Source organism: Streptomyces sp. UH6, assembly GCF_013421635.1.
Classification (GTDB): domain Bacteria; phylum Actinomycetota; class Actinomycetes; order Streptomycetales; family Streptomycetaceae; genus Streptomyces; species Streptomyces abyssomicinicus.
On the sequence record NZ_JACADT010000099.1, the window covers coordinates 1 to 10,654 of the forward strand.

Annotated in this window: 11 protein-coding genes; 9 read left to right on the forward strand and 2 right to left on the reverse strand. The window is 71.0% G+C overall.

Going from position 1 to position 10,654, the window contains the following annotated elements; all coding sequences use genetic code 11:
• The first annotated feature begins 86 nt into the window (after positions 1-86).
• Positions 87-782, forward strand: a complete 696-nt coding sequence (locus HW445_RS08575; protein WP_180220428.1) for a demethylmenaquinone methyltransferase — start codon at positions 87-89, stop codon at positions 780-782.
• A gap of 72 nt (positions 783-854) precedes the next feature.
• On the opposite strand, the gene HW445_RS08580 is transcribed toward HW445_RS08575, so the two are convergent.
• Positions 855-1,367, reverse strand: coding sequence for a GNAT family N-acetyltransferase (locus tag HW445_RS08580; protein ID WP_180220429.1), 513 nt, complete (start codon positions 1,365-1,367; stop codon positions 855-857).
• A 91-nt stretch (positions 1,368-1,458) separates the two neighbouring features.
• On the opposite strand from HW445_RS08580, the gene HW445_RS08585 reads away from it, so the two are divergent.
• From HW445_RS08585 to HW445_RS08595, 3 genes are all read left to right on the forward strand, one after another.
• Complete coding sequence (locus HW445_RS08585) at positions 1,459-2,793, forward strand: geranylgeranyl reductase family protein (RefSeq protein WP_374939621.1); 1,335 nt, start codon at positions 1,459-1,461, stop codon at positions 2,791-2,793.
• A 189-nt stretch (positions 2,794-2,982) separates the two neighbouring features.
• Positions 2,983-3,588, forward strand: a complete 606-nt coding sequence (locus HW445_RS08590; RefSeq protein WP_180220431.1) for a hypothetical protein — start codon at positions 2,983-2,985, stop codon at positions 3,586-3,588.
• 120 nt (positions 3,589-3,708) lie between these two features.
• A complete protein-coding gene (locus tag HW445_RS08595) occupies positions 3,709-5,340 on the forward strand; it encodes a hypothetical protein (protein WP_180220432.1) in 1,632 nt (543 codons plus the stop codon).
• A 100-nt stretch (positions 5,341-5,440) separates the two neighbouring features.
• Here the strand turns inward: HW445_RS08595 and HW445_RS08600 are convergent, their stop codons facing one another.
• Complete coding sequence (locus HW445_RS08600) at positions 5,441-6,241, reverse strand: C40 family peptidase (protein ID WP_180220433.1); 801 nt, start codon at positions 6,239-6,241, stop codon at positions 5,441-5,443.
• Between the two features lie 748 nt (positions 6,242-6,989).
• Here HW445_RS08600 and HW445_RS08605 point away from each other — a divergent pair.
• The 5 genes from HW445_RS08605 to nuoE all read left to right on the forward strand — a co-directional run.
• Positions 6,990-7,349 (forward strand): NADH-quinone oxidoreductase subunit A, encoded by a 360-nt coding sequence (locus HW445_RS08605; protein ID WP_180220434.1) that lies wholly within the window; start codon positions 6,990-6,992, stop codon positions 7,347-7,349.
• Between the two features lie 35 nt (positions 7,350-7,384).
• Positions 7,385-7,939: an NADH-quinone oxidoreductase subunit B family protein gene (locus HW445_RS08610; protein WP_151771833.1), complete on the forward strand. Its 555-nt coding sequence runs from the start codon at positions 7,385-7,387 to the stop codon at positions 7,937-7,939.
• On the forward strand, positions 7,936-8,688 hold the full coding sequence (locus HW445_RS08615) for an NADH-quinone oxidoreductase subunit C (protein ID WP_180220435.1): 753 nt from the start codon (positions 7,936-7,938) through the stop codon (positions 8,686-8,688). The genes HW445_RS08610 and HW445_RS08615 overlap by 4 nt, the downstream gene beginning before the upstream one ends.
• The gene (locus HW445_RS08620; protein ID WP_180220436.1) at positions 8,685-10,007 is read left to right on the forward strand and encodes an NADH-quinone oxidoreductase subunit D; all 1,323 of its coding nucleotides are present in this window, start codon (positions 8,685-8,687) and stop codon (positions 10,005-10,007) included. The genes HW445_RS08615 and HW445_RS08620 overlap by 4 nt, the downstream gene beginning before the upstream one ends.
• 47 nt (positions 10,008-10,054) lie before the next feature.
• Positions 10,055-10,654: NADH-quinone oxidoreductase subunit NuoE (nuoE, locus tag HW445_RS08625; protein ID WP_180220437.1), on the forward strand; the 600-nt coding region annotated here is incomplete at its 3' end.

Genomic DNA, 10,654 nt, shown 5'->3' on the forward strand with positions numbered 1-10,654 from the left:
CCCGCGCGGACGCCCGGGGCCGGCCCGAGGGACCGACCCCCGGGGCATCGGCGGAGTCCCGGGAGGCGGCTGCAACAATGGGCGGCGTGACCCGCGCATCCTTGGACAAGCAGCCGCACGAAGTCGCCTCGATGTTCGACGGGGTGGCGAAACGCTACGACCTGACCAACGACGTGCTGTCCCTGGGGCAGGCCCGGCTGTGGCGCAAGGAGGTCGCCAAGGCGGTGGACGCGCGTCCGGGGCAGAAGGTGCTGGACCTGGCGGCCGGCACGGCGACCTCCTCGCAGCCGTTCGCGGAGGCCGGCGCGTACGTGGTGCCGTGCGACTTCTCCCTCGGCATGCTCCGGGTCGGCAAGGAGCGCCACCCGTGGATGCCGTTCACGGCGGGGGACGCGACCCGGCTCCCCTTCGGGGACGACACGTTCGACGCCGTCACCATCTCCTTCGGCCTGCGCAACGTGCAGGACACCGAGACCGCGCTCGCCGAGATGTACCGGGTCACCAAGCCGGGCGGGCGCGTGGTGATCAGCGAGTTCAGCCGGCCGGTGTGGGCGCCGTTCCGCACGGTCTACATGGAGTACCTGATGAAGGCCCTGCCGCCGGTGGCGCGGGCCGTCTCCTCCAACCCGGACGCGTACGTGTACCTGGCCGAGTCGATCCAGGAGTGGCCCGACCAGCCGTCCCTGGCGGCCCTGCTGGGCAAGGCCGGCTGGAGCGAGGTGGCCTGGCGCAACCTCACGGGCGGCATCGTGGCGCTGCACCGCGGCTTCAAGCGGGTCTGACGGACCGTCGCGGCGGGGCCCGGCGAGCCGCCGGACCCCGCGCCGTGGCGCCCGGTCCCGCCGTCCGCGGCGTCAGACGAGGGAGAGCCGGTACATGTGCCCCTCCCGCCCCAGGTCCGGAGTGACGAACCGCTGGACGAGCTCCATGCCCAGCCTCCGGGTGACCGCGACGGACCGCTCGTTCTCCGCGTCGACCATCGCCACCACCGACTCGACCCCGGTCTCCCGGACCCGCTCCAGCGTCTGCCGGGCCGCCGCGGTCACATAGCCCCGGCCCCAGTACCGGCGGCCCAGCCGCCAGCCGATCTCGATCTCGCCGACCGCCGGCCCCCAGTCCTGCGGCCACGGCTGGGCGCCGACGAAGCCCATCACCTCGTCCTCCTCGTCGAGCACCGACCAGAAGCAGAAGCCGTGCTCGGCCGCGTTCCTGCGCTGCCGGGCCGTGCTCAGCTGGTAGGAGGAGACGTCCCGGGAGACGCCGCCGAAGAACTCCATCACCTCCGGGTCGTCGAAGAGGTCGTGCCAGGCCCAGGCGTCCTCGTCGGTCGGGACGCGGAGTCTCACCACGGGAAGCGTGCGGTTCACGGTGTCTGCCTTCGGCCGGAGATCGGTGGTCGCTGCATAGACTGCCCATGTCATGCCCCGTCGGCACCCTCGTTCCCGGGGAGAATCCGCTGTGACCGAGCCGCTCCCCGACCGCCCCGACAGCACCGCGGACACCGACGGCGCCGTGGACCCCGGCAGCGCGACGGACGCCGACGTGATCGTGGTCGGCGCCGGTCCGTCCGGCTCTGCCGCCGCCCACCATCTGGCCCGCGCCGGACTCGACGTCCTGCTGCTGGAGAAGACCGCCTTCCCCCGCGAGAAGGTCTGCGGCGACGGCCTCACCCCCCGGGCCGTCAAGGAACTGGTGGCCATGGGCGTCGACACCTCCCCGGAGGCCGGCTGGCTGCCCAACAAGGGGCTGCGCGTGATCGCCGGCGGGATGCGGCTGGAGCTGGACTGGCCGCAGCTGGCCACCTTCCCGGACCACGGACTCGTCCGCCGCCGCGACGACTTCGACGAACGGCTGGCCCGGCAGGCCCGGACGGCCGGAGCACGGCTCCTCCAGCGCTGCACCGTCACCGGACCGGTCCTCGACGACCGCACCGGCCGCATCACCGGCGTGCGTGCCACGCTCGGCGAGGAGAGGCGTCCGGTGACGTTCCGCGCCCCGCTGGTGGTGGCGGCCGATGGCAACTCCAGCCGCCTCTCCCTCGCGATGGGCCTGCGGCGCCGCGCGGACCGGCCGATGGGCGTGGCCGTGCGGACCTACTTCACCAGCCCGCGCCACGACGACGACTACCTGGAGTCCTGGCTGGAGGTGCGGGACCGGCCGGACCCCGGCGGCCGCCTGCTGCCCGGCTACGCCTGGGTCTTCGGCCTGGGGGACGGCACCTGCAACGTGGGCCTGGGTGTCCTGGACGCCTCGCTGCCGTACCAGGACCCGGACTGGCGACGCGTGCTGCGGGACTGGTGCGCGTCGCTGCCCAAGGAGTGGGGCTTCACCCCCGAGCACATGACCGGCCCGGTCCGCGGCGCCGCGCTGCCGATGGGATTCAACCGGCAGCCGCACTACGCCGACGGGCTGCTGCTGGTCGGCGACGCCGCGGGCGCCGTCAACCCGTTCAACGGCGAGGGCATCGCCTATGCGATGGAATCCGGGCGGACCGCCGCCGAGGTGGTGGCACAGGCCCGGGCCCGGCGCACCGCGCAGGGCCGTGAGGCGGCGCTGCGGCTCTACCCGCGCGTCCTCAAGGACACCCACGGCGGCTACTACACGCTCGGCCGTGCCTTCGTGAAGCTGATCGGCCGGCCGGCGCTGATGAGACTGGCCACCGAGCGGGGACTCTCCCACCCGCAGCTGATGAAGATCGCCTTCCGCCTCGTGAACAACCTGACCGATCCCACCGGCGGCGACGCCGTGGACCGCGTCCTGGCCGCGCTGACGAGGATCACGCCCCGGTCCTGAGAAAGATTCCTGGTCCTGACGAGGAGCGCCCTGGTCCTGACGAGGAGCTCCCCGTCCTCGCGACCGGAAGCCCTCTTCCGCTTTTTTCCGGCATGTCGGGGCAACCGGTGACGCCCGCCGACCGTCGTACGACCTGGGCGTCGGCCGGCGCCCGCGGGGTGACGGGAGGGCAACGCCATGACAGGGGACGTGCGACGCCGACGCGGAAGACGTGTACGGGCGGGCCGGGGCGCCCGCCGCCGGGGGGCGCTGGGGCTGCTGGCGGTGACGGCACTTCTGCTCGGCGGCACCACGGGCACCGCCCGGGCCGCGACGACGGATCCCTGGCCGGTCTCCGTCGGCTTCTCCCCCCAGCAGCTGGACGTGCGGCCGGGCCAGTGGGTGGAGGTCTTCCCGTTCCTGGAGGTGCCGGTCTCCGAACCCGAGCCGGACCCGGAGACCGGAGTGGTCCCCCCGGTGCACGACGGGCCCTACACCCTCACCTTCGACGCGAGCGGCCTCGACGGCATCACCTCGGTCGACCTGTCCTGCGGGGACGGCCCGGTCACCACCTGCGCGTACGACCGGATGTACTGGCCGGACGGGCCGGTCGACGTCCTCACGCTGCGCGTCGACCCGGAGGCCGTGCCCGGCGCGACCGGCACGTTCATCCTGACCGGGCAGGGCGAAGGGCTGGCCTTCACCTCGTTCCCCCTGACCGTCCGGGTGGTCGCCCCCGGGGCCCCCGAGTACCAGGAACGGGTCCTCACCGAACCGGCCGGTTCCGCGCCGGTGACGTCCTTCGGGCGCCCGTGACGGGGGCCTCCGCGGGTGTGACGGGTTCGTGATGAACTCCTGGGCAACCAGGGGCAGTCGGGCCCGGTCGAACGGGGTGCATCACCCGGTGCACCCCTTCGGCGAAAAGGTCTTCACCTCATGAACTCATCGGCCCGACGGCCACGGGGCCCTCGCGGAGCTGCCGCTCTGCTGGCCACCGCCGTCCTGCTGACCGGCGGCCTCGCGGGCACCGCGCAGGCCGAGGACGAGGCTCCGCTCACCCTCCCGATCACCGCGAGCAAGACCCACGTGGACGTCGACCTCGCGGACCACGCGGAGGGCATGCAGGGCCCGGAGGCCACCATCGGCTTCAAGGGCCCCGGCGAGGAACCGGAGCCGGACGAGGAAGGCGTGATCTACCCGGTCCGCTACGCGGACTTCAAGGTCACCGTCGACGCCAGCGACCTGGAGGGCGTCGTCTCGGTCGACCTGTCCGGGCTGCACAACTGCGACGTGGAGGACATGGTCGCGGTCTGCAGCGGCTGGGAGGTCTACGCCGGCCAGTACTACAACGAGCTCGGCAGCATCCAGTTCAACGCCACCTCCGGCAGCGCGTCCGGTGACACCGGAACCGTCCGCATCACGGGCGAGGGCGAGAACCTGACCTTCACCCCGCAGACCATCGACGTCCTGGTCGGCGGCGCCGCCTACAAGGGCCGCACGCTCACCGAGCCCAAGGGGTTCGCGGCGGGCGACACCCTGAAGGCGCCGCTCGGCTTCAGGAACGCCGGCGGCCAGGACGGCAAGGGCGCCGTGCTCAAGGTCCACGGCAGCTACGGCCTGCTCTTCGAGCAGCGGTACCGGAACTGCACGTACACGGAGACCACCACGGGCTCCCTGCTCCACCAGGGCACCGACGTGGTCTGCGTCTTCCCCGGCACCTTCGAGGCCGGTGCGGCGTACGAGCTGTCGGCGCCCATGGAGATCGGAACCCACGACTACGCCGCGTTCGACATCGTCCACTACCGCTTCTCCCCGGGCACGGCCTCCGGCAGCGGGAAGCCGGGCGACGGGCCGGAGCTGACCCTGCGCGAGGTCCCGGGCGCCGACGCCGGTGACTACGCCACCTACACCGAGCTCGACTTCCCGACCAACACCCCCATCGACCTGGAGCTGACCGGCGCCTCGGTGAAGGGCGGCAAGGGCGACACCGTCACGGCCGAGCTGGGCTTCCGCAACAACGGCCCGGCCTGGATCAGCTCGCTCCGTTCGGGCGGCGAGCCCATCAGGTTCACGGTCGGGACGCCGGAGGGCACCACGGTGACGAAGGCCCCCGCGAACTGCCGGCAGGCAAACGTCGAGGACAGGCGCGAGTACCTCTGCTCGGTCGCCACCCCGATGCTCCCCGACGCCGCCTACGACCTGCCGTTCGAGCTGCGCGTCGACAAGGTGGTGGCGGGCGCCAAGGGCAAGGCGGCCCTCCCCGAGGGCGGCCGCCCGGACTCCGACCCGTCGAACGACACCGCCTGGATCGTGGTCAACGGCGACCAGGACACCACCCCGGGCGAGGACGACGAGCCGACGCCCGGCCCGGGTGACGGCGAGGACGACGGCCAGGACGGCGACGGCGGGGCCAAGGACGGCGAGCAGGACGGTGACACCGGCGGCGGCCTGGCCTCCACCGGTGCGGGCAACGCCCTGCTCATCGGCGGCGGCGCGCTGCTGCTGACCGCTCTGGGCGCCGGTCTGTACCTGATCCGCCGCCGGGCGGCCGGGACGACCGCGGTCTGATCCGCCGCCTCCCGGGAGGGCACACCGCTCCCGGACAGGAACGAAGGGCCGCAGCCCGGAGGCTGCGGCCCTTCGCCGTGTGTGTCGCTGGTGGGTGACGTCAGAGGACGCGGACCGCGCCGGACGGCGGGTCGTAGTCCAGGGACGCCTGCACGACGCCGGTGCCGGAGTTCTGCGCGCCGACGAACTGGCCGCCGCCCACGTAGATGGCCACGTGGTACGCGCTGCCCGCGCCACCCCAGTAGAGGATGTCGCCCGGCAGGAGGTTGCTCAGCGAGACCTGGGTGCCGGCCACGGACTGGTCCTGGGACACGCGCGGCAGGCTGACGCCCGCCTGCTTGTAGGCCGCCTGCACCAGGCCGGAGCAGTCCCAGGCGTTGGGGCCGGTGGCGCCGGAGACGTAGGCGTCGCCGACCTGGGCCTTGGCGAAGGCCACCACGGCGGCGGCGGATCCGCTGACGGCCGTGGAGGCGGAGGAGCTCGCGGAGGCGGTGGTGAGGGTCTCCCGGGCGGAGTCGCGCGAGGCGCGCTCGGCGGCCTCGCGGGCGGCCTTCTCCTCGGCCTCCTGCTTGGCCTCGGCCTCGGCCTTGGCCTTCTTGAGGTTGCGCTCGGCCAGGTCGGCGGCGCGCTCGGCGGCGGCGTCGCGCTCCGCCTGGAGCTCGTAGGTGGCGGCGGCCGACGCGGTGGCCTCCGCGGAGATGGCGGCCTCGGCCGTCAGGTCGGCCGTGAGGGTGGGGAGTTCCAGCGTCTGCGTCACGGGCTCGGCCGCAGTCGCCGTACCCGAGGCGCCGGCCACGGCAAGGGTGCTGAGAACGCCACCGGCGACTCCGGCTCGCATCGCGATCTTCGATGCGCTGCGGCGGGGCTTCCGGTGGCTGCGTATGTGAGCGGTCTGGGACATGGCAACCAGACCTACCAGGGGATCGTCCCTCCCTTCAACAATCGTGCCGTCCGCCACATTTGGCGCCCGTCGTCCCCGAAGTCTCCCTCAGGGAACGGTCATCAGGCACCAAAAGGGCGAAACGGGCACGCCTTCGCGAGGCTGTGAGCACGGAGTTCCAGCATTACGCCCGATTTGCCCACGCTTACCATCCGTGCACGAGTTCGCCAACTCGAAGGGGTTCCCGTGGCGGTCCGATGTGGCGGAGGTCACGGCGAGGTCACTGTTGTGATCTTCCCGTGTCGCTCGTGAACGCGTGCACACGCCGCGGGGCGCTTTCCGGCCACCGGCACGCGACGTTTCTCGTCGCCTCCGGAGGAAGCGGTCGCTTATATCAATGATCAACCACTGCCGCGAATTTGCTTGCACGGGAAGACTCTTGATATAGAGACGCGCCCTCTGGCCTGGGCGTACGCGTCAACTTGTCGCTTTGTGTGATCAGTTGTGTACGTGCAGCGTCAAGATCCAAGCCGTTCGCACCCGTTGATCGCCGTCCGGGTGGCAGAGATCACAAAGCCCGTCTCGTATCGCGTGTCGCAGATCACAGACCACCAGGCATAAGATGCGGAGCTACCGGGCTTGTGACCTGCTTCACATGTTCTCGATCTTCACGAGCGCCGAGCGAGCACCGAGCGAGCACCGAGAGGCAGGAGGCGGATCCGGTGTGCAAGCGCCAGCAGTCAGTGCCGACTGAGAGGAGCGAGGAGCGGTGAACGCGTATGCGCCCATCCTCGTACTGGGAGCCCTCGGGGCAGGCTTTGCGATCTTCTCCGTGGTCATGGCCACGCTGGTCGGTCCAGAGCGCTACAACCGAGCCAAGCTCGAGGCGTACGAGTGCGGTATCGAGCCGACCCCTCAACCGGCCGGCGGTGGGCGATTCCCCATCAAGTACTACCTGACGGCGATGCTCTTCATCATCTTCGACATCGAGATCGTCTTCCTCTACCCGTGGGCGGTCACCTTCGACGCCCTGGGGATCTTCGGGCTCGTCGAGATGCTGCTCTTCGTGCTCACCGTCTTCGTCGCGTACGCCTACGTGTGGCGGCGCGGCGGCCTGGACTGGGACTGAGAGGCCCCCAAGGGGCCTGAGGGGCTGAGAGAGACATGGGACTCGAGGAAAAGCTGCCGAGCGGATTCCTGCTGACCACCGTCGAGCAGGCCGCGGGCTGGGTGCGCAAGTCATCCATGTTCCCCGCCACGTTCGGCCTGGCGTGCTGCGCCATCGAGATGATGACGACAGGCGCCGGCCGGTACGACCTGGCGAGGTTCGGCATGGAGGTCTTCCGCGGATCACCGCGCCAGGCCGACCTGATGATCGTGGCGGGCCGGGTGAGCCAGAAGATGGCGCCCGTCCTGCGTCAGGTCTACGACCAGATGCCCGCTCCCAAGTGGGTGATCTCCATGGGCGTCTGCGCCTCGTCGGGCGGGATGTTCAACAACTACGCGATCGTGCAGGGCGTCGACCACATCGTGCCGGTCGACATCTATCTCCCCGGCTGCCCGCCGCGGCCGGAGATGCTGATGGACGCGATTCTCAAGCTCCACGAGAAGGTCCGCACCTCCAAGCTCGGCGTGAACGCCGAGCAGGCGGCCCGGGAGGCGGAGGAGGCGGCGCTGAAGGCCCTGCCGACCATCGAGATGAAGGGCCTCCTGCGATGAGCGACGCCAAAGAACCCGACCTGCACAGCGAGCCCAACCCGGAGAAGGACCTCTCCGCCTCCAACCTCCCCGGACAACGGGGGGACCACGGCGAGGAGATCCGCGTCCAGCGCGGCATGTTCGGCGCGAACAACGGCGGCGACACCTCCGGCTACGGCGGCCTGGTCCGCCCGGTCCGGCTCCCCGGCCCGTCCTCCCGGCCCTACGGAGGGTGGTTCGACGAGGTCGCCGACGAGCTGGAGGGCGCCCTGGAGGAACAGGGGCTGCTGCCGGAGAACGCGATCGAGCGCACCGTCGTCGACCGCGGCGAGCTCACCTTCCACATCGAGCGCGAGCACCTGCTGCGCGTCGCCCGCACCCTGCGGGACGACCCGGCCCTGCGCTTCGAGCTGTGCACCGGGGTCAGCGGCGTGCACTACCCGAACGACAAGGGGCGTGAGCTGCACGCCGTCTACCACCTGCGGTCGATCACCCACAACCGGCTGATCCGCCTGGAGGTCAGCGCGCCCGACAGCGACCCGCGGGTCCCCTCGCTGGTGTCGGTGTACCCGACCAACGACTGGCACGAGCGCGAGACGTACGACTTCTTCGGCCTCGTCTTCGACGGCCACCCGGCGCTGACGCGGATCATGATGCCGGACGACTGGCAGGGCCATCCGCAGCGCAAGGACTATCCCCTCGGCGGCATCCCCGTCGAGTACAAGGGCGCCCAGATCCCGGCTCCGGACCAGCGGAGGTCGTACTCATGAGCACGCAGTCGGCAACAGCCCGCGAGACCACCGAGGGCAAGGTCTACACGGTCACCGGAGGCGACTGGGACGAGGTCGTCGAGGCGGCCGCCAAGGCCGACGACGAGCGCATCGTCGTCAACATGGGTCCCCAGCACCCGTCCACCCACGGAGTGCTCCGGCTGATCCTGGAGATCGAGGGCGAGACCGTCACCGAGGCCCGCTGCGGCATCGGCTACCTGCACACCGGCATCGAGAAGAACCTCGAGTACCGGACGTGGACGCAGGGCACCACCTTCGTGACCCGCATGGACTACCTGACGTCCTTCTTCAACGAGACGGCCTACTGCCTCGCGGTGGAGAAGCTCCTCGGCATCGAGGACCAGGTACCCGACCGGGCGACGGTCATCCGCGTCCTGCTGATGGAGCTCAACCGGCTCTCCTCCCACCTGGTGTGCATCGCCACCGGCGGCATGGAGCTCGGCTCCACCACGATCATGATCTACGGCTTCCGCGACCGCGAGATCATCCTGGACCTCTACGAGCTCATCACCGGCCTGCGCATGAACCACGCGTACATCCGGCCCGGCGGGCTCGCCCAGGACCTCCCGCCCGGCGCCGTCGACCAGATCCGCGAGGCGATCAAGAAGCTGCGGAAGAACCTCCCGGAGTACGACAAGCTCGCCACCGGGAACCCCATCTTCAAGGCCCGCATGGAGGACGTCGGCCACCTCGACCTGGCCGGCTGCATGGCGCTCGGCGCCACCGGCCCGATCCTGCGCTCCACCGGCCTCCCGCACGACCTGCGCAAGACGCAGCCGTACTGCGACTACGAGACGTACGACTTCGACGTCCCGACCGCCGACACCTGCGACTCCTACGGCCGGTTCCTGATCCGGCTCGAGGAGATGCGCCAGTCGCTGCACATCGTCGAGCAGTGCCTGGACCGGCTGAAGCCGGGCCCGGTGATGGTCGCCGACAAGAAGATCGCCTGGCCGGCCCAGCTGGCGCTCGGCCCGGACGGGCTCGGCAACTCCCTCGACCACATCCGCAAGATCATGGGCACCTCCATGGAGGCCCTGATCCACCACTTCAAGCTGGTCACCGAGGGCTTCCGGGTCCCGCCCGGCCAGGCCTACACGGCGGTCGAGTCGCCCAAGGGCGAACTGGGCGTGCACGTCGTCTCCGACGGCGGCACCCGCCCCTTCCGGGTCCACTTCCGCGACCCGTCCTTCACCAACCTGCAGGCCATGGCGGCGATGTGCGAGGGCGGCCAGGTGGCCGACGTCATCGTCGCCGTCGCGTCCATCGACCCCGTGATGGGAGGCGTCGACCGGTGACCAGCACACCTGCCCAGGGCACACCCTCCCAGGGCGTCGGTCTCGGCATGCCCGAACTGCCCGCCCCGGACTACCCGCAGGACGTGCGGGACCGGCTGGAGACCGACGCGCGCGAGATCATCGCCCGCTACCCGGACTCCCGGTCCGCGCTGCTGCCGATGCTGCACCTGGTGCAGTCCGAGGAGGGCCACGTCACCCGCACCGGCATGCGGTTCTGCGCCGAGATGCTGGACCTCACCACCGCCGAGGTCACCGCCGTCGCCACCTTCTACACGATGTACCGGCGCCGGCCGAGCGGCGACTACCAGGTGGGCGTCTGCACCAACACGCTCTGCGCGGTGATGGGCGGCGACGCCATCTTCGAGGACCTCCAGCAGCACCTGGGCGTCGGCAACAACGGCACCACCCCGGACGGCAAGGTCACGCTGGAGCACATCGAGTGCAACGCGGCCTGCGACTTCGCCCCCGTGGTGATGGTCAACTGGGAGTTCTTCGACAACATGACGCCGGCCGCCGCCCGGCAGCTGGTCGACGACCTCATCGAGGGGCGCCCGGTCACCCCGACCCGCGGCGCGCCCCTGTGCACCTTCAAGGAGACCGCGCGCATCCTGGCCGGCTTCCCCGACGAGCGCCCCGGCGCGGTCGAG